The sequence below is a fragment of the Flavobacterium sp. genome (assembly GCF_031363805.1).
Lineage (GTDB): Bacteria > Bacteroidota > Bacteroidia > Flavobacteriales > Flavobacteriaceae > Flavobacterium.
Genome location: NZ_JANLVD010000154.1, coordinates 1 through 20338 on the forward strand (window position 1 = coordinate 1; position 20338 = coordinate 20338).

Genomic DNA, 20338 nt, shown 5'->3' on the forward strand with positions numbered 1-20338 from the left:
TGAAATATTAAAACAAAAAGACATCAAGCGAACTCAATGTCTTTAAAACTATATAATTAAGCATTACTTCTTAATCAATCCCAAATCAACCAATCTTTCATACAAGAATTCTCCTGCTGAAATATCATCGTATTTTTTAGGATTTTCTGCATCAATACAATTTTCTAAAACATCGAGACGCATATCGCTTACAGGATGCATAAAAAACGGAATCGAATATCGCGAAGTGCCCCATAATTCTCTCGGCGGATTAACAACCTGATGAATCGTAGATTTTAATCTATTATTGGTGTGACGCGACAACATATCGCCCACATTAATCACTAATTCGTCAGGTTCTGCCACAGCATCAATCCACTGACCATCATGATTTTGCACTTGTAAACCTTTTCCTTGCGCACCCATCAATAAAGTAATCAAGTTAATATCGCCGTGAGCCGCAGCACGAATGGCATTTTCAGGTTCAGAAGTAATTGGCGGATAATGAATAGGTCTCAAAATCGAATTCCCTTCATAACCATATTGGTCAAAATAATGCTCGTCAAGACCCAAATGCAAAGCCAAAGCCTGCAAAACAGTAATCCCCGTTTTTTCAAGCATTTGATACGCTTCTTTTCCTACCACATTAAATCTCGGTAATTCTTTAACTTCAACATTATCAGGATATTCGGCAGCATATTTTGAATCTTTTGATACATACTGACCAAAATGCCAAAACTCTTTCAAATCGCCTTCTTTTTTGCCTTTAGCGTGCTCTTTCCCAAAAGAAACATAACCACGCTGACCACCAATTCCGGGAATTTCATACCCATATTTGGTATCTAACGGCAGGGAGAAAAAATTTCTAATTTCGCCATACAATTCACCAACCAATTTGTCATCCAAAAAATGACCTTTTAACGCTACGAAGCCAATCTCTTCAAAAGCTTTTCCGATTTCATTTACAAATTTTTGTTTACGTTCCGGGTTACCCGAAAGGAAATCACGCAAGTCAACACTAGGAATGTTTTGCATCTCTTAAATAATATGTTAATAACTCACAAACGGACAATACCGTTATAAAACAAATGTATAAATATTTTTTTTATTAGGAGCTATTTCCTGCTATCCGTTGCAATCTTTTTTAAAATGTCACACTTCGACAAGCTCAGTATGACATTTTAAAAAAGGATTTCCACTACTATCAGGGCTAGGCTTACCAGTAATCATTGTTCGTTGTTTCAAAATTCGTAATAATTTGTGTAATTCGTGGTCAAAAAAACCATCTCTTTTTTATACTTTTACGCTTTAAAAATTAAAAAATGAATTTCGACAGAAAAAATATTTCCAATAAAAAATTACTCGAACTATATTCAAGCATTTTAAAACCGCGACTCATCGAAGAAAAAATGCTTATTCTCATTCGCCAAGGAAAAGTATCCAAATGGTTTTCAGGCATTGGTCAAGAAGCTATTTCAGTTGGAATAACGTCAGCCTTAGACAAAGACGAATACATTTTACCAATGCACCGTAATTTAGGGGTTTTTACTACAAGAGAAATTCCATTACATAGATTATTCTCGCAATGGCAAGGCAAGGCCAACGGATTTACTAAAGGGCGTGACAGAAGTTTTCATTTCGGAACTCAAGAATACAATATAATAGGTATGATTTCGCATTTGGGTCCACAATTGGGCGTAGCTGACGGAATTGCACTCGCCAATAAACTCAAAAAGAACGGAAAAGTAACCGCAGTTTTCACTGGCGAAGGCGCAACATCAGAAGGAGATTTTCACGAAGCCTTAAACATAGCAGCCGTTTGGGATTTGCCTGTTTTATTTGTTATTGAAAATAATGGTTACGGATTATCAACGCCAACCAACGAGCAATATCGTTGTGAAAACCTTGCTGATAAAGGCAAAGGCTACGGAATGGAATCGCATATTGTAGATGGTAATAATTTATTAGAGGTATATAATTTGATTTCAGAATTAAAAGCATCAATGATAGATAATCCTCGTCCAGTTTTGTTAGAATTCAAGACATTCAGAATGCGTGGGCACGAAGAAGCGAGTGGTACCAAATATGTTCCGCAAGAATTAATGGATATCTGGGCAGAAAAAGATCCAGTGGAAAATTTTAGAAGTTACTTAAAAGCTACCGCTGTTTTATCTGATGAAAATGATGAAGCTATTAGAGCGGAACTAAAAAAAGAAATTGATACCGATTGGGCATTAGTTCAAAAAGAACCTGAAATTGTAGCAAGTTTAAGTGAAGAATTAAATGATGTTTACAAACCGTATGTATTTGAAGAAGTTAACGCTTCAAACGAAGTAGAAAATATCAGATTAATTGATGCTTTATCTATCAGTTTGAAGCAATCAATGGAACGTCACCCTAATTTAGTTATAATGGGTCAAGACATTGCCGAATATGGTGGTGCTTTCAAAATAACTGATGGTTTTGTAGAAGCTTTTGGTAAAGAAAGAGTAAGAAACACGCCCATTTGCGAAAGTGCTATTGTAGCAGCAGCCATGGGATTATCCATAAACGGACACAAAGCCATTGTCGAAATGCAGTTTGCCGATTTTGTTTCTACAGGTTTTAATCCTATTGTCAATTTATTAGCAAAATCGCACTATCGTTGGCTAGAAAATGCCGATGTTGTTGTTCGTATGCCTTGTGGAGGCGGAACACAAGCAGGACCATTTCATTCGCAAACCAATGAATCTTGGTTTACCAAAACACCAGGTTTAAAAGTGGTTTATCCAGCATTTCCAGCTGATGCCAAAGGTTTATTAAACACAGCAATAAATGACCCGAATCCTGTCATGTTCTTCGAACACAAACAATTGTATCGTTCAGTTTACCAAGACGTACCAAAAGATTATTACACGATTCCGTTCGGGAAAGCATCAATAATAAAAGAAGGAAATCAAGTGACTATTATTTCGTTTGGAGCTGGAGTTCATTGGGCATTAGATACATTGTCTAAAAACCCAGAAATTTCAGCTGATTTGATTGATTTACGTACATTACAACCATTAGATACAGAAACTATTTTTGCATCTGTTAAGAAAACGGGAAAATGCATCATTTTACAAGAAGATTCTTTATTTGGCGGAATGTCTAGCGATATTTCAGCATTAATTATGGAAAATTGCTTCGAATTTTTAGATGCACCTGTAAAACGTGTAGGAAGTTTAGAAAGTGCGATTCCTTTTGTAAAAGCGCTGGAAGATCAATATTTACCTAAAGTTCGTTTTGAAGAAACTTTATTAGAATTATTGAAATATTAAGAAATTTTGGTTTTTATGACACCTTTAAACGAAAAATTATTAATAAAAGAAGCCAATATCAATAAATATAAATTTGATAAAGAATGGTTTTTTCATCTAAAGGATATGGCTTATTTTCTAAAAGAAGATTTATCAGAAGTAGAATATGTTTATCTTCCCATGATAATTGATGGTGAAGAAGAGTTTGTAAAATGCGCTACTTTTGAAGATATTATTAGAGGAAGAAAAGAATTATAAAAAATTACGAATTACAAATTAAAAATCTGAAGTAAAAATAAAAAACAAAATGAAAACAATTATTAAATCAGCATTCATTGTATTTGTTTCGGTGCAAATACAAACTATTTGTGCACAAGATAAATCAATCAAAATGACAAATCCATTATTACAAAAAAGTACTTTGCAGTATCAGTCGCCAATATTTGATAAAATAAAAGACTCAGATTTTAAGCCAGCGTTCGAATATGGATTGAAAGTTCATGATAGTGAAATTGATAAAATTGCCAATAATAAAGCCAAAGCTACTTTTCAAAATACAGTTTTAGCCATTGAAACTAGTGGTGTCGATTTGGGTAGGGCTACAGGCATTTTTTACAATTTGACAGGTGCTAATACCAATCCAACTTTACAAAAAATAGAAGAAGAATATGCTTCTATATTTTCGGCACACAACGATAAAATATATTTGAATAGTAAAATATACAATCGCATCAAAGCACTGGATTTAAAATCTTTAAAAGGCGAAGATAAAAAGCTGACTGAATATTATTTACAGCAATTTGAATTGGCTGGAGCCAATTTATCTGATTCCGATAAAGAAATAATGAAAAAAATTAATGAAGAGCTAGCTACATTGAGTACTACTTTTTCAAACAAATTATTAGTAGCCCGGAAAAATGGCGCTGTTTTGTTTGCTGACGAAAAAGAATTGGCTGGATTAAGTGCTGGCGAAATAGCTGCAGCCAAAGACAAAGCAAAAGAAGCTGGAAAATCAGGTTATATGTTAGGTTTACTCAACACAACACAACAACCACCTTTGCAAAATATGACAAACAGAGCTTCGAGAGAAAAATTATTCAAATCGGCTTTTACTCGTTCTGAAAAAAATGACGAAGGTGACACTAGAGCAACTTTAGAAAAAATGGCCAAATTACGTTTGCAAAAAGCGCAATTGATGGGCAAAAAAAGTTTTGCTGAATGGCGTTTGCAAGACCAAATGGCTCAAAAACCTGCCGCTGCTATGGATTTATTGGCAAAAATTGCTAAACCAGCAGTGGAAAGAGCCAAAATAGAAGCCAAAGACATTCAAGATTTGATTGATGCTCAAAAAGGCGGATTCAAACTAGAACCTTGGGATTGGAATTTCTATTCAGAGCAAGTGCGAAAAGCAAAATACGATTTGGATGAAAGTCAAATAAAGCCTTATTTTGAAGTGAATACAGTGCTTGAAAAAGGTGTTTTCTTTGCAGCCAAAAAAATGTATGGTATTACTTTCAAAGTTAGAAAAGATTTGCCTGTATACAATCCAGATGTGGTGGTTTACGAAGTTTTTGATGAAGCTGGCAAGTCGATTGCAATTTATTACCTTGATTTTTATACTCGTGATAATAAAAATGGTGGCGCTTGGATGAGCAACTTCGTTAATCAGTCACATTATTTAAAACAAAAACCAGTCATTGTCAATGTATATAATTTTGCAAAACCAGTAGCAGGTAATCCTTCATTAATTAGTTTTGATGATGTAACAACTATGTTTCATGAGTTTGGACATACACTGCACGGATTATTTGCCAACCAACAATATGTAACATTATCTGGGACTTCCGTTCCAAGAGATTATGTAGAATTCCCTTCGCAAATTAACGAACACGCTGCTTTGGATCCAGAAGTATTGAAAAATTATGCCATTCATTATCAAACAAAAGAAGTGATTCCGCAATCCTTGATTGATAAAATCAAAAAAGCAGAAACTTTCAATAAAGGATATGATGTAACCGAGCTTCTTGCAGCAGCAACGCTAGATATGGCTTGGCATAGTGTAGAAAATGAAGCCGATTTTAAACCAACTTTGGAGTTCGAGAAAAGTGCTTTACAAAAATATGGTTTATTAGTAAATGAAGTACCAACACGTTATCATTCACCTTATTTTGCACACATTTGGAGTGGTGGTTATTCTTCAGGATATTACGCTTATACTTGGTCAAAAACATTAGATTATAATGTATATGACTGGATGAATGCCAATGGTGGTATGACAAGAGAAAATTGTGATCGTTTTAGAAAATACATACTTTCTGTTGGGAATAGTGTCGATTTAAACAAAGCTTTTAAAGATTTAATTGGGCATGATATGCAAATTGAGCCGTATTTAAAAAATGCAGGGTTGAAGTAATATTTAATTTTGGTATTTCTACAAATTAAAAATCTAAACGTTACTTTTTAAGTAATGTTTAGATTTTTTAATTAGTATATTTCCCCAAAGCCTTTTCCAATTTTTCCTTAATCCTATTTCTCAAACCTTCAGGGCGAATCACTTCCAATCCTTCGCCAAAACCCAATAACAATCGCTCAATTTCATAATTTATTTTGAGTTTCAAAGTAATAATAATGCTGCCATCTTCATTTTCTTTTTCTAGCTTTTGCGAATGATGGAAAGGTTTTGTAATTACGTAAGGAGCATTTCCAGCATCAATCCAAAGTTCAATAATTTTGGCATTCAAACCTTGATTAACCGTAACACCAACCACATCCTTATAGAAATTTTCTGAATCAAAATCTTCCTCTAAATAAGGCAAATTAAAATCAAAGTCAATTTTAATAATTCGATCCAACGCCAAATTGGTAATGGGTTGGAAACCTTTCTTTTTACCAACCAAAAACCAACGATTATTGTACTCCTTCAAGATAAACGGATGAAAATTAAAAACTTGTTCGTCTCTCGATTTGAATGATTTATAAGTAATTACCAAAACAATTTTTTTAATAATAGCTTGGTAAATTTCATCTAGAAAATGCAAGCCTTTCAAGTTCTCGTTTTTGTCCAAATAAATTACGGGTCGGGTATGCGATTTCTCAGCATAAATCTTGTCTTCCAACCGCTGCAAAATATCCGAAACATCACTAAACAAGGAGAAATCTTTAAACTGTTTGAGCATCGACACTGTTTCGGTCAATACATTAATATCGGTTTCTGTCAGCGGAATATCGGTTATTGAGAAATCCTCATCATCATATTTATAATATTTTTTATCATGCACGACAATGGGCGCATTATACCCGAGTTTTTCGCTACGCATGGTTTGAATATCCATTTGAACTGTGCGTTTACTCACTGCGTTTTCTTTGCCTTCATATTCAAACAAAGCGTCAGAGCAAGCTTCAATTAAATCCTCCAAAGTCCAAGTTCTGTATTGGTTTTGTAGACATTTATCGATGGTTTTATAGCGGATTAGCGCATTTTTGTTTTGTGACATGATTTTAGTTGGAAGATGGAAGTCTGTTTAGCTTAAAAAGTCAATTTCATGTTTTATATTTTCTCTAGCTTTCAATTCATATTTACCTCTAAACTCTTGGGTTTGAAAAATAAATTCATTTTCAAGAAAATGTTTCAATGCTTTCTTGCGACCTGAATTGTATAAAAAGTTAGGATAAATTTTATATTCCTTTCTAATTTGTTCAAAATAGATTTTATAATCGTCCCAATCTTTAGAAAGAATTTTTAAATCGAAATCAATGAGCCAATTGGTATCTTCATTTTCATTGTGTTGATGCAGTTGCGTAGCACAAATCATGTTATAAACCAAATCTTTGTTCAATCTCGCATTATCAGGAAGTATAGCCACAGCATAGTTGGCGCTTTTCACTTCATTGTCTTTCCTTGTCACTTTATAAATAATATCATGGTAGAAAATGGCATACAAAACTTCGTTAGGATATTTTAAATTGGGTTCATACAAATCATAACAAGCCATCATCTCATTCAAATGATTCAAATTGTGATAATGTCTTGATTTACTGGAATAGGCTTTTTCCAAATCCAACCAATGCTTCATAATGGTATTTTCTTCAAAGCCAATGCTTAATAGTAATTCGGTATATTTATATTGAAGATGCATTCATTAATTTTTATCAAAACTACAATTCTTTTTTTACTGCGCAAAATAATTGCGTAGTACTTATCAGATATTTGTAAAGAAATAAAAATGAAAAACTATGAAAGCTAATAAAATTGTCGAAAAAATGAGAACAATACAATTGTATTGTAAAAAGTGTGGAGTAGTATTAACTAAAGAACTTTTAGAAATTTCAGCATCAAAAATTCAATGGCAAGACAATGTAAATATTATAAAAGAAAATCACTTTGCTATTCATAAAAACATAAACAATAATAAAGAAAGTATTTTAGTCGCTATTGAAGATTATTATTTAAAACCTAATACTATCAATAATGACGGAGGATGTTGTGGAAACTCAAACGAAACTAGTTTTAATAGAGTTTGTGAAAACGGACATGAAGTGGCAACAAAAATTGATGATTGTTTTACAGGTTTTTACATAGAATTTAATTTAAATAAAGTAATAATAAAAGAAAAATAACTGCTACGCAAAATAATTGCGTACTAAATTTCAAATATTTGTAAAGAAATAAAAACATAATAAAATGGAACAGAAATTAAAATTTACCGGAGCAAATATTATTGAATTAGGATTCAGACAAGGTGCTTGGTTCAAAGAAGCGATAGAATATATTAACGATAATCAATTAGAAAACAATGAAATAGATGCTTATTTAGAGCAATTCAAATTGCCAGATCCTATTGGATTGCACATTGATACAATAGCTTTTCACCAAAACATCAAGGCAGAAAACGAACTGGAAGAAAAAAATGTAACCGATGTGGTGCAATCTATGAAAACTTTGATGCGAACGCCAACTTTAGTAAATGGTGCGATTATGCCAGATGCTTGTCCAACAGGTCATGATGGAACGATTCCAGTTGGTGGTGTTGTGGTAGCAAAAAACGCCATTCATCCGGGAATGCATAGTGCCGATATTTGTTGCTCAGTGATGTTGACCGATTTTGGAAAAACAAATCCAAAGGATGTTTTAGATGCCGCACATGCTATTACACATTTTGGAGGAGGAGGAAGAAGCCGTGAGACACAATTTCGTCTTCCTTCAGAAATGTTAGAAGCATTTCAAAGCAATTATTTTTTGAATGATGAAAAAATGATTGGCGCTGCCCGTTCTCATTTAGGAACTCAAGGCGATGGAAATCATTTTTTGTTTGTGGGAATTTCTAAAAACACTGGAAACACCATGATGGTTACGCACCACGGAAGTCGCGGAGTAGGTGCAAATTTGTATAAAAAAGGAATGCATATTGCCGAAAATTTTAGAAAAATAATATCGCCTGAAACATTACGACAAAATGCTTGGATTCCTTTTGAAACAAAAGAAGGACAATTGTATTGGGAAGCCTTGCAAATTATCCGTTCTTGGACAAAATTAAACCACGAATGTCTTCACGATGCCACTTTAGAAAAATTGGGAATTGAAAAAGAAAATCGTTTTTGGAACGAACATAATTTTGTTTTCAAAGAAGGCGATCTTTTTTATCATGCCAAAGGCGCAACACCATTGGATGCGAAGTTTATGCCCGATATTACAGGACCTCGTTTAATTCCGTTGAATATGTCAGAATCGGTTTTAATTGTAGAAGGTGCAACTACAGAAACCAATTTAGGATTTGCGCCTCATGGTGCAGGAAGAAACATCAGCCGAACCCAACATCGAAAAAGTAAGGGAGATAAAACAATATTGGAAGTTTTTGAAGAAGAAACACAAGGATTGGATATTCGATTTTTTTCTGAAGAGATAGATATTACCGAATTGCCATCGGCTTATAAAAATGCGGCATCAGTAAGAAATCAAATGGACGAATTTGGATTAGGAAAAGTAATTGACGAAGTGCTTCCTTATGGTTGTATCATGGCAGGAAATTGGGAAATAAATGCACCATGGAAGAAAAAAAGAAGAAAATAGGTAATCCAAAAGATAAAGGTTCAAATCCTTTTTAAGCGACAGTAAGTCTTAGTAGTTTAAGCTGGGAAAACAATTGGATTATATATTTTTAAAAATTGTGCGGTGAATAGTATTTACAAACTATTTTTAATTAGATTTGGGAACATGGAAACAAAAATACGCGAAAAATTACAGGAAATAGAACGTGAAAAAATGGTCAAAATCCTTTATGCGATGGAGTCGGGAAGTCGTGCCTGGGGCTTTGCCTCGCCTGATAGCGATTATGATATTCGGTTTATTTATAAACACGAGCCCGATTATTATTTATCACTTTGGGAAAAACCCGATGTGATTGAATTTATGACCGAAGATGATTTGGATGGATCGGGTTGGGACATTGCCAAAGCTTTAAAACTTCTTGCCAAATCGAATGCGCCACTTATAGAATGGTTGTTTTCGCCTGTGGTGTATTATCAGGATGATGCTTTTATACAGCAACTACAAGCTTTAGCACTGGATTGTTTTTCGCCCATTGCGACTTTGCACCATTATCTAGGCACTACCAAAAACTTTATGGAAGTTTGCGAGCAAGACCAAGTAAAACTAAAAAGTTATTTCTACGCTTTACGTACAGCATTGGCGGGACGCTGGATTATTGAAAAAAACTCCTTTCCACCTGTTGATTTTTTAGAATTATTACCCATTGCACCCCAAGCCATTAAAGATAAAGTTTTAGAATTAATGGCTATAAAAGCCAACCAAGATGAAAAGTATTTGCACCCAAAAGAAATATTAATTACTGATTATTTACGGGAAACCGTACTTTTTAATCAAGAAAATGCAGGAAGTTTGCAAAGTGGGAGGAAAATGAGTGAGGAGTTGGATAATTTTTTTAAAAGAATCATAAATAAATAAATAAAATAAATATTATGGAACCAATTACAATGGCAGTTATTACACCTTTTTTATTAGAATTAGCAAAAAAAGGTTATGAAGAATTAACAGACAAAGGAATAGAAAGTATTTCAGATGGAGCAATTAATTGGATTAAGTCTTTATTTATAAAAGATGACAAACCAAAGAAAGTCTTGTTGGAACTTCAAGAAGATCCTGAAAATAAAGAAAAACAAAATATTGCAAAAGCGCTAATTGAAAATTCTATCGAAGACAATCCAGAATATGAAGTATTTTTAAAAGAAATAATTGAAAAATCGCCTATAATTCAAAATACAATTTCAAATAGTAAAAATGTAAACACTGGAAATGTTAATACTGGCGGTGGAAGTTTTAGAATTGGGGATAATAATGGGAAATAAAAATATTAATTCTGGAACTGTAAATACAAATGGAGGCGATATTAACATTGGTGATAATAAATATATTACCAATGTATTTGAAGGATTAACACAATTACTTATTGAATATAGAGAGCAATTAAAAAAAATAGAAGAATTAATAAATGCGTTTAAACCAAAAACAGCTTTAGATTTATTAAATGATTTAGAAAATAGAGTTACTGAAAAAGAAATTCAAGAAAAAGACAGAATTTTAAGTAAGATATTATTTTTAAAGGCAATGTGCAAAAGGGAATTAAGTGGAATTCCTAAAGAAGAATCTGCAAAAGATTATATAAGTGCATACAAGTTAAATTTAGATGAAAAAAAATTCAAGGAAAGAGCGTGTGTAGAATATTTAAATTTAGAGGATTATGCTAAGTCGATGATTTTAGCAGATGAACTTCTGAATATAGATGAATATAATTATTCTGCTTGGTTTGCCAAATCAATAATTTCTGATGATATTAAACTATTTTTAAAAAGCATTCCAAAAAATGTTTTTGAAGATTATAATTTTCAATTAAGTATTATACAGCATATAATTTCAACCGAAAATTTAAGTTTATTAGAAGATTTGCAAACATTTAATTTGAAGTTAAATATTGATTTTGAAAAATACAAAGAAGTTACTTTTCTAAATCTTGAAGGCTGGCGATTAGCAATTGATTTATCAATAAATAAAGTTTTCAATCATTATCCAACAAGGTACATTAGTGGAGATCATTTTATTTTAGATGATAATCCTCTAGTTAAAACTGTATTTAATTTAATTGAATTATACATTACCAAATTAGACAATACTGAAATAAAAGATTCTACTAATCATCAGAAATTCTTTTATAACTATTTTGGATATTTATTAACCAACAATACTAACTTCTTTTTAAATTTAAAAGTAGAACATAATCTAACAATTAAGCCACAATGGTTTTATACTTTTTATTTTTGTCAAATTTTAAATCATAAAAAACAGTATAAAAATTCATTGAATTTAATTATTGAATATGAAAATTTAGATGGTATTTTACATAGTGAATTTTACCTGTTTAAATCAGCATTATATCATCTCAATAATAAATCAAATAAAATTGAAAATATTTTTGATGATTATTTGAAATCAATTAATGTTATTGAGGAAAGAAATGGTTTTAATATTATAAATGCATTTTTAAATATTCTTTACAAGAAAGTTGATGAGCAGATTTTAATAAATCAATTAGAAAAAATTCGTAAAAAAGAATTTAAGAATCAAGAAATTCGAGAATTATTGGAGATAACTATTAAAGTTAGATATTTAAAGAGCTTTGATGAAATCGAAATTTATTCTTCATTGTGCAGATTGAAAAAGTTTAACAAATTTGATATTAATTGGAAAAATCTGATTGCTGAAAATTTAAATTCAATTGGAAAAAGAAATGATGCAATTGATTTTTTAGAAACTTATATAGATAAATCGTTTATTTCTGAATCATTAAGATTATTTATTTTACTTATACACGATCAATTATGTGATAAAAATGACACTGAAAAAGGCAGATATCAGGAAATTTTAGAATTGCTTAAATTCTGGAGATTAAATAATAAATATAACGATGAGATATTATTGCAATATGAACATAATCTATATACAGAAATAAATGATTTAGAGAAACTAGAAGAAATAGATGCTCACTTATTTAATTTATTTCCTGAAAATAAACAATATATTTTAACTTATTTAAATATTCTTGAGCGAAAAAAAAATAATTCTAGAATTATAAAAGTTATAAATACAATTCCAATTGATATTGATGATGAAAGATTTGGGGTAAATATTAGTTCTATTTTGTTGCGAAATAAAATAGAAGTACAAAAGGGTTTTGAAATTTTATATAGCCTTGCTCTAAATCCTAATAATACTTTGGCTAGAAAAAATTATTTTACAAACTATTTTATGTTTAAAGAATTTTTTAAAAAATATGATGAAGTAATTTTAGATTCGTGGGTTTCATATAGTGTTGCAGATAAAGTTCAAAAAGTAAGAATTGAAAAAAATGTAGTATTAACTAAAGAATTTTTAGGAAAAAAAGTTGGAGACAATTTTACAACAATTTCCAAAATGATGGGTAAAATTTTGACAATAGAAATATTAGACATATACAACGATGCTATAAATTTATACCGGAACATTATAGAAGAAGCAAACAATCCATTAAATGAATTAGGATTTGAATCATTTCAAGCACCCTCAAATAGTGAAGATTTTGGAAAATTTTTCAAAGAACTATTAGGAAACAAAGGTACACAAGAGAAAGACAGAAGAAATAAACTATTAGACGATTATACTAATTATAGAATTGGATTTTCTGAAATTTCAAGGAGTATTTATAAAAATTATATCGATGCATACTTGAATTTATCAGGTTTTATTGGTAATAGAATAACAACTTTGCCATCATCACTAACTCAAAAAATTGAAAAAATAAAAGATGATAGTACTAATTTTGGTTTAGACTTCAGTTCATTAATGTTGTTTTATTTTTTAGATAAAGAACAGAATTTTAAATTTATACATAAATTTACCATTTCATATTTATTAAAAGTAGAAATTGAAAAAGAAATTATTGAGTTGAATAATTCTCCTTTTTCTTCAATGAGTATTCAAATTACAAATGAATCAATTACTAAATATTTAACTCCAGAAAATTATAGAGAAAAAAGACAATCTTTTTTAGAATCTATTTTAGAATGGATTAATATTAATTGTGAAATTGATTTAGTCAAAGAAAAACTTGATATTTTGCCCAAGTTTGATGATAAAGAGAAATTAGATGAATTTATGAAATTAATGATTGATTATATGTATCTATCTGGTAGAAATAAATTTCATTTGATTAGTAGTGATTCTTCACTTTTTTTATTCAAAAATAGAAGTATTGCAAATAATATAGTAAATCCTGAAAAGTATTTAGTTACATTTTATCCTGAAAAGTGTGATACAAGTTTTTATAGATTTTTATTAAAATCAAATTATCTAGGAATTAATATTAATTTTGAAACACTTAAGAATGAGTTTTTTGATTTATTAGTTGGTAAAGAAAATTGTTATAATTTATGTTTAGAAAATTTACAATTTTCAATTAACAACAATCCAAATATAATACCTATTGTTAGTAGATTTCTTAAAGAAATATATTTAATTTTATCATTAACTATTGAGCAAAAAAATAGATATTCATTTTATCTTATCATAAATGTTATAAATGGAATGCCTAAAGAATTATTGTTAAAGTTTAGTAATAAAATTATTGAAGACTTTAAGTTAATGGGTTATTTTAATGATGAAATTCAGAAGGTATTTATTTCTGCAATAACTCCTCCTTCGAATATCTAGAATATGACCATCCAAAACCTAAAATCCCAAAACCTCATTCTCTTCGAAGTCATATCGGGCAGTAAATCGTTTTGTTTAAACACGCCAACTTCAGACACAGATATCAAAGGCGTGTATTATTTGCCTAAAGAGCAGTTTTATGGTTTAAATTATATTCCGCAAATCAGCAATGAAACCAATGATGAGGTATATTACGAACTCGGTCGTTTTGTAGAGTTATTACTTAAAAATAATCCCAATATATTAGAAATTCTTGCAACTCCAGAAGATTGTATTTTGTACAAACATCCACTGATGGAGCGTTTGAAAATAGAAGATTTCTTGTCAAAATTGTGCAAAGACAGTTTTGCCGGTTATGCCGTGACACAAATCAAAAAGGCGAGAGGCTTGAAAAAGAAAATCGTCAACCCAATTGAAAAAGAAAAGAAAAGTTTATTGGATTTTTGCTTTATTCTAGAAGGTTATAATAGTATTTCGATTCAATCTTGGTTGCAAAACAAAAACTTCAAACAACAAAATTGTGGCTTGACAAATATGCCGCATTCCAAGGGCGTTTATGCTGTTTTTTATAACGAAAGCGCAAAATACAAAGGCATTATTCAGAAAGAAAATGCCAATGAAGTTTCGCTTTCTTCCATTAAAAAAGGCGAAAAAGAAGTTGCCTATTTGTATTGCAACCAAGACAGTTATTCTTCGTACTGCAAGGATTATAAGGAATATTGGGATTGGATCGAGAAACGCAATGACGACCGTTACAATACCAATCAGCAACATGGCAAGAATTATGATTCTAAAAACATGATGCACACCATTAGGCTTTTACAAACCGCCCAGCAAATTCTCAAAACGGGTCAACTCAATATTCGGGTTCCCAATCGTGAAGAACTTCTCGAGATCAAAGCTGGAAACCGCGAATACGATGATTTACTCGAAATGACTGATGGTTTGATTGCTTCGATAGAAAGTTTGTATGAAACTTGTACTTTGCCAGAAAGCCCTGATGTAGAGAAAGCAACTAAAATATTAATTGGAATTCGGGAAGTGTTGTATCAAAATTAGTTATCAGTAGGGCTATAATTTATCATAACAATAAAATCTTTATATTTGTAACACAAATTTCATGAAACATGAACTACAAAATATCATTTCAGGAAAGAGCCAAGTTAAGCATGGAACAACTATCCAAGCAGCCACCAATTACATTAGAAATGGCAAAAAAACAAGTAATTTGGTTGAAAGAAGTAACGACTTCAAAAAACAAGAAGAAAGCTATTTAATCGATTTTGCTAACAAAAATGCACTTTGGAAAGAAATTAATATTCAAGATTTCATTTCAAATGGTGCAGAACAATTGGTTTATCTTAAAGACCAAAAACATGTATTAAAATTAAACGATGCGATTTACTATGCTTCTTGGGAAGATTATTTCATAAATTTGCTTCTGAATAATTATTTCTTTCCTGATACTGCCTACAAACTTATTGGTTTTTATAAAAACGAAAAAGGGTTTTATGCCGTTGTAGAGCAAGTTTTTGTTTTAGCCAACAACAAAGTCGACTTACTTAATGTAAAGGAGTTTTTAGAAAATAGTGGTTTTATAAACAAAAAAAATAACGACTATTTTCATCCCGAATTGGGTATTATTCTAGAAGATTTGCACGATGAAAACGTACTTTCGCAAGATGGTGTTTTAAAATTTATCGACACCGTTTTTTACCTCACAGCACAATTTTATAAATAACCATTCAGAATCAAAAAACAATCTAAAAGCTTCAAATTAATACCTCAGCGCTTATATTTAATACCTTTTAGCTTATAATTAATTCCAAAAAGCATTTAATTAATACCTCCGAGCTTATATTTAATACCTCTGCGGGTATAATTAATACCTAAAAGCGTTTAATTAATATCTTTGAGCTTATATTTAAAACCTTTTAGGTATAAATAACTGTAAAAAGATATTTAATTATTCCCTACATTTGCCCCATGAATAATCAAAAACATATACTAATTGAAAGATCAGATCGCTTTGCAGGATTATATCCTTGTGGGTATTTTGGGCGTTGTATGTGTTTTTATGAGCAAGTAAATTGATGATATAAAAACAATAATAAATACAAAAGCGTCCTTAATCGGGGCGCTTTTTTTGTTTTAAAGCGATAAGTTAGGAGCTAGAAGGTGTAAGTTATAGTAAATAGGATGAGATTTCTCCTGCTTCGAAATGAGAAAATGAATTAAAAAAGACCTTCGACAAGCTCAGGATGACAAAAATTAAAAAAAAATTAAAAAAATATTGAATGTATAAACCAAATAACGAAATATAAGCATTGAAAAGTAACCAAATGAGAGACAGTCATTTGACCATTTAAGGAATCTGTACTAAGAGCGGACAGGAATTTCTATGTCTAAAAATAAATATAACTTATTGATAATCAATAAAATAAATTAAAAATAAATTTGGAAGTTAGTTTTTTTTGACATTATATTTGCACCAGAAAATTATCAATAACAATTGCAATATTAAAAGCAATTATAATAGCATACAAAATGAGAACAATACATTTACGATATAGCCATTCACTCAAAATAGAGAAAACAATGACAATCAATTTTAATCAACATAGTAAACTAGTAAACCCGAGACGCGATTTCGGATACAATATACAGGTGCACAACTATAGGCATTTAGGATAGTAATATCTTATATACAACTATAGAGCACCTTCAAAAAGAGGTGCTTTTTTTATGCCCAAAAATAAGATTTTGTAGCTCAACGGCAGAGCGGTGGTTTGTTAAGCCAAGGGTTGAAGGTTCAAATCCTTCCAGAATCGCAACTAATTTCGTAGCTCAGCAGGTTAGAGCAACTGCCTTTTAAGCAGTGGGTCAAAGGTTCGAATCCTTTCGGAATTACAAATTAAATAAAAGATTTCGTAGCTCAACTGGAGAGAGCAACTGCCTACGAAGCAGTAGGTTATAGGTTCGACTCCTATCGAGGTCACAAATGATGATTAAAAAGATTTCGTAGCTCAATTGGATAGAGCGTCAGTTTTCTAAACTGAAGGTTAAAGGTTCGATTCCTTTCGAGGTCACAAAGTTTTTAGAAAGGAAATTGGCTTATTGGGGTTACTGGCTAACCTTCCCGACTGTCTCTCGGGAGAAACGAGTTCGATCCTCGTATAAGCCGCTATTTTAGAATTTAGTCTGAAGTATAGACTTGTCGAAATCCTTATTAAAAGCACTTCGACAAGCTCAGTGTGACAATAGTTTAAAATGAACTGGGAAGATAACGGTGGTTGTTTACTCGCCTTGGACGCGAGAGGTCGCAAGTTCGAATCTTGCTTCTCAGACAAAATGGAAGTACGCCGGAGTGAGAGAGTCGGGCTTGTCTGAAATGAATTTAGTAATTCAGCGAAACAAATAAAAACAATAAAAAAGATGAGCTAAAAACAAGTGTTTAAGTGCTGAGTAATTGCAAATCTTACTACTTCCACAAATGCAGGAATGGCGGAATGGTATACGCGGTTGACTTAGAATCAACATTTTGAAGGTTCGAGTCCTTCTTCCTGTACTACGGAATAGTGGTGTACATGGTATGCACGCCTGTTTGAAGAGCAGGAGGTAACCGTTCGATTCGGTTCTGTTCCACAAATTAATTTCTACGCAGAATAGTTGCGTAGTTGGTTTTGAATATTTGTTTCAGAAATAAATAAGTTCATTGAATTACAATATCAAACAAGTCCTGTTGCGTGTTTCTGTATAGCACCATTGTGGTAAATATTACTGGAAAGTATCATGTTTTACTATGCAACTTGATTTGGAGGTTTTGATGGTTTTCCAAAAAACTGTCACCACTCTATGGGTCGTGGGTTCGATTCCCACTTTCGAGCAATCGGAATAGTTCAGTTGGTTAGAACAATAGACGGATACGTAGGTTCGAATCCTGCAACCAATTTAGGTTTGGTTTAGACTAGTGGCTAGTCGCCGTACAGGCTTAAAATCTGTATTTCAGAGCGCATCACTCTTAAAAAGATGTACCAGAAAGAAAACTGATTTGTCTTTGTCAGTATCATTTTATAGCAATATAAAAATAATACACTCACAAAAAGACCTGAAAGTCGCTTTCGTTCTTTTGAAAATTGAATTGCTTTTTCATTTGATTATCAACTAAAATTTAGTTTTTAAAAAATAATGACAAACCATTTTGACAGCCAAAAAAACAAGTTATTTTCCGTACTTTTTGAGGATAAAGGCAAAACGTTTTCTTATTTAAAAAAAAATAGTAATTATAATAAATAGAAATGATGTTGAAAAGAATTAAAATTGAAGCATACCAAGTAGGTTTGGTATTTGAGAACAGAAAATTAATCGAAGTATTGAATGAAGGTAAATACTGGTTATTTGGCAACAAAGAAGCAGTGATTTATGAAATGAAACAATCTTTTGTACCAACGGTAGAATTGAATATATTGTTGCAAAATCAGGTTTTGGCTTCTATGTTGGAAATAATTGAAGTAGCTGATAACGAAATCGCTATGTACTTTGTAAATGGTATTTTTAACGAAGTCCTAACCACTGGTAGATATGCTTTTTGGAAAGGTTATGTAGAAAATAAATTTATCAAAGCCGATTTGTCTAAAGTGAATATTACGGAGCAAATTGCGATGAACTTACTGGAAAACGCAAAAGTAAAATTGTTTACTAGAAAGTTTCAAGTAATGAGCAACGAGAAAGCCTTATTGTTTGTAAATGGTGCTTTTACCAAAGAATTGACTGCTGGAACCTATTACTTTTGGAACAATGCAATTCCTGTTGAAGTAAAAACAATCGATGCTAGACAGCAACAATTGGAAATCTCTGGTCAAGAATTATTGACTAAAGACAAAGCTGGTTTGAGAATCAATTTCTTTGTGAGATACCAAGTAACTGATATTTTGAAAGCATTAGTAAACAATAAAGATTTTGAAAAACAAATGTATGTGTTGATGCAATTGGCATTGAGGGCCTTTGTTGGTGGTTTTACCTTAGACGAATTGTTGAGCAAAAAAGATACTATTGCCAAAGATATTTTGGCAGAAGTAACCTCAAAAATCAACGAATTGGGTTTGGTTATTTCTGATGCGGGAATTAAAGATGTAATTTTACCAGGCGATATGAAAGAAATCATGAATCAGGTTTTAGTAGCCGAGAAAAAAGCGCAAGCCAATTCTATCATGAGAAGAGAAGAAACGGCTTCTACTAGAAGTTTGCTGAACACTGCCAAATTGATGGAAGAAAACGAAATGCTTTGGAAATTGAAAGAAATGGAATATGTAGAAAAAATTGCCGACAAAATCGGCGAAATTACCATTGCCGGCTCTGGCAACATTATTGGTCAATTGAAAGAGATTTTTGTTAAATAATTTAACCCACAAGCAGAATATGTTTGTGGGTTTCTCATTTTAATGGCAATTTTACAATAATAAACCCTATTTAAAATCCCCCAAAATAAATTTTTCTTAAATTGCTTTCACAAGAATTGGTTTTTCGCTAAAAATAAATATCTTTAGCTTCAAATATTTAAACTAATAATTTTCAGATATATTAAGCTGTATGAATTTGATTTCTGTAAATACCACACTCAATGAATTAAAAAAAGTACTGATTCAGTTGTCAGTAGAAAATTATACAAAACCTATTCAAAATCTAGGAAATTCTTCTATTGGACAACACAATCGCCACGTAATTGAACTTTTTCAGTGCTTATTGAATGGTTATGATAGCGGTGTTTTAAACTATGACAATCGTTCACGTAATTTGCTCATTGAAAGCAATATAGAATATGCCAATCAAAGTATTGATGCAATTGTTCAAAACTTAAATAAACCCAATAAAAATATTACTTTGCACCAACTTCTAAATGATGAAACGGTTGCCATAGAAACCAATTACTTTAGAGAATTGTTGTATAATTTGGAACATTGCATTCACCATCAAGCGCTTATAAAGGTTGCTTTGTACGAAATGAGCGATATAAATGTAGATTTAAATTTTGGTGTTGCACCTTCAACAATCGAATACAAAAAACAATGTGTACAGTAAGTTTTGTAAATCAGAATGGTAAAATCATCATTACTTCAAATAGAGACGAACAAATTCTGAGACCCAGCGCAATTGCTCCAGAATTTTACACCATCAATAATAAAAAAATATTGTTTCCCAAAGATGCCAAAGCTGGAGGAACTTGGTTTGCCATTGCCGAAAATGGAAATACAATTGTACTTTTAAACGGAGCTAAAGAAAAACATGAATTCAAAACCAATTTTTACCAAAAGAGTAGGGGATTGAT

Annotated in this window: 16 protein-coding genes and 8 tRNA genes; 21 read left to right on the plus strand and 3 right to left on the minus strand. The window is 31.4% G+C overall.

What is annotated here, in order from left to right:
• Window positions 1-63: 63 nt before the first annotated feature.
• Window positions 64-1014, minus strand: coding sequence for a 2-oxoglutarate and iron-dependent oxygenase domain-containing protein (locus RMN92_RS09210; RefSeq protein ID WP_309609172.1), 951 nt, complete (start codon window positions 1012-1014; stop codon window positions 64-66).
• 287 nt (window positions 1015-1301) lie between these two features.
• Between RMN92_RS09210 and RMN92_RS09215 the strand changes: the two genes are divergently transcribed.
• The 3 genes from RMN92_RS09215 to RMN92_RS09225 are packed head-to-tail and all read left to right on the plus strand — an operon-like array spanning window position 1302 to window position 5670.
• Entirely contained in the window at window positions 1302-3278 is a 1977-nt protein-coding gene (locus RMN92_RS09215; protein ID WP_309609173.1) for a dehydrogenase E1 component subunit alpha/beta, read from the plus strand.
• Window positions 3279-3293: 15 nt separating this feature from the next.
• A complete protein-coding gene (locus RMN92_RS09220) occupies window positions 3294-3515 on the plus strand; it encodes a hypothetical protein (RefSeq protein ID WP_309609174.1) in 222 nt (73 codons plus the stop codon).
• A 49-nt stretch (window positions 3516-3564) separates the two neighbouring features.
• The gene (locus tag RMN92_RS09225) at window positions 3565-5670 is read left to right on the plus strand and encodes a M3 family metallopeptidase (RefSeq protein WP_409024856.1); all 2106 of its coding nucleotides are present in this window, start codon (window positions 3565-3567) and stop codon (window positions 5668-5670) included.
• 67 nt (window positions 5671-5737) lie between these two features.
• Here the strand turns inward: RMN92_RS09225 and RMN92_RS09230 are convergent, their stop codons facing one another.
• Together RMN92_RS09230 and RMN92_RS09235 are read right to left on the minus strand one after the other, a co-directional pair.
• Window positions 5738-6751, minus strand: coding sequence for a WYL domain-containing protein (locus tag RMN92_RS09230; protein WP_309609175.1), 1014 nt, complete (start codon window positions 6749-6751; stop codon window positions 5738-5740).
• Between the two features lie 27 nt (window positions 6752-6778).
• Window positions 6779-7393, minus strand: a complete 615-nt coding sequence (locus RMN92_RS09235) for a hypothetical protein (RefSeq protein WP_309609176.1) — start codon at window positions 7391-7393, stop codon at window positions 6779-6781.
• Between the two features lie 97 nt (window positions 7394-7490).
• Between RMN92_RS09235 and RMN92_RS09240 the strand changes: the two genes are divergently transcribed.
• From RMN92_RS09240 to RMN92_RS09325, 18 genes are all read left to right on the plus strand, one after another.
• Complete coding sequence (locus RMN92_RS09240; RefSeq protein WP_309609177.1) at window positions 7491-7874, plus strand: hypothetical protein; 384 nt, start codon at window positions 7491-7493, stop codon at window positions 7872-7874.
• A 64-nt stretch (window positions 7875-7938) separates the two neighbouring features.
• Window positions 7939-9324 (plus strand): RtcB family protein, encoded by a 1386-nt coding sequence (locus tag RMN92_RS09245; protein WP_309609178.1) that lies wholly within the window; start codon window positions 7939-7941, stop codon window positions 9322-9324.
• A 144-nt stretch (window positions 9325-9468) separates the two neighbouring features.
• A complete protein-coding gene (locus RMN92_RS09250; protein WP_309609179.1) occupies window positions 9469-10218 on the plus strand; it encodes a nucleotidyltransferase domain-containing protein in 750 nt (249 codons plus the stop codon).
• Window positions 10219-10232: 14 nt separating this feature from the next.
• The gene (locus RMN92_RS09255; protein ID WP_309609180.1) at window positions 10233-10619 is read left to right on the plus strand and encodes a hypothetical protein; all 387 of its coding nucleotides are present in this window, start codon (window positions 10233-10235) and stop codon (window positions 10617-10619) included.
• The gene (locus tag RMN92_RS09260) at window positions 10567-14013 is read left to right on the plus strand and encodes a hypothetical protein (RefSeq protein ID WP_309609181.1); all 3447 of its coding nucleotides are present in this window, start codon (window positions 10567-10569) and stop codon (window positions 14011-14013) included. Before RMN92_RS09255 ends, RMN92_RS09260 begins: the two co-directional genes overlap by 53 nt.
• 3 nt (window positions 14014-14016) lie before the next feature.
• Complete coding sequence (locus tag RMN92_RS09265; protein ID WP_309609182.1) at window positions 14017-15072, plus strand: DNA polymerase beta superfamily protein; 1056 nt, start codon at window positions 14017-14019, stop codon at window positions 15070-15072.
• A gap of 61 nt (window positions 15073-15133) precedes the next feature.
• Window positions 15134-15754: a hypothetical protein gene (locus RMN92_RS09270; protein ID WP_309609183.1), complete on the plus strand. Its 621-nt coding sequence runs from the start codon at window positions 15134-15136 to the stop codon at window positions 15752-15754.
• 1018 nt (window positions 15755-16772) lie between these two features.
• A tRNA-Asn gene (locus RMN92_RS09275) sits at window positions 16773-16844 on the plus strand.
• Window positions 16845-16849: 5 nt separating this feature from the next.
• A tRNA-Lys gene (locus RMN92_RS09280) sits at window positions 16850-16923 on the plus strand.
• Between the two features lie 14 nt (window positions 16924-16937).
• A tRNA-Arg gene (locus tag RMN92_RS09285) sits at window positions 16938-17011 on the plus strand.
• Between the two features lie 17 nt (window positions 17012-17028).
• Window positions 17029-17102: transfer RNA gene (locus RMN92_RS09290), tRNA-Arg, on the plus strand.
• A gap of 186 nt (window positions 17103-17288) precedes the next feature.
• Window positions 17289-17360, plus strand: a tRNA-Pro gene (locus RMN92_RS09295).
• Between the two features lie 148 nt (window positions 17361-17508).
• A tRNA-Leu gene (locus RMN92_RS09300) sits at window positions 17509-17581 on the plus strand.
• 4 nt (window positions 17582-17585) lie between these two features.
• A tRNA-Phe gene (locus tag RMN92_RS09305) sits at window positions 17586-17658 on the plus strand.
• Between the two features lie 251 nt (window positions 17659-17909).
• Window positions 17910-17962: transfer RNA gene (locus tag RMN92_RS09310), tRNA-OTHER, on the plus strand.
• Between the two features lie 349 nt (window positions 17963-18311).
• A complete protein-coding gene (locus RMN92_RS09315) occupies window positions 18312-19412 on the plus strand; it encodes a slipin family protein (RefSeq protein WP_309609184.1) in 1101 nt (366 codons plus the stop codon).
• A 190-nt stretch (window positions 19413-19602) separates the two neighbouring features.
• On the plus strand, window positions 19603-20091 hold the full coding sequence (locus RMN92_RS09320) for a DinB family protein (protein WP_309609185.1): 489 nt from the start codon (window positions 19603-19605) through the stop codon (window positions 20089-20091).
• A partial coding sequence (locus tag RMN92_RS09325; protein ID WP_309609186.1) for an NRDE family protein occupies window positions 20079-20338 on the plus strand: 260 nt, incomplete at its 3' end. The genes RMN92_RS09320 and RMN92_RS09325, both read left to right, overlap by 13 nt.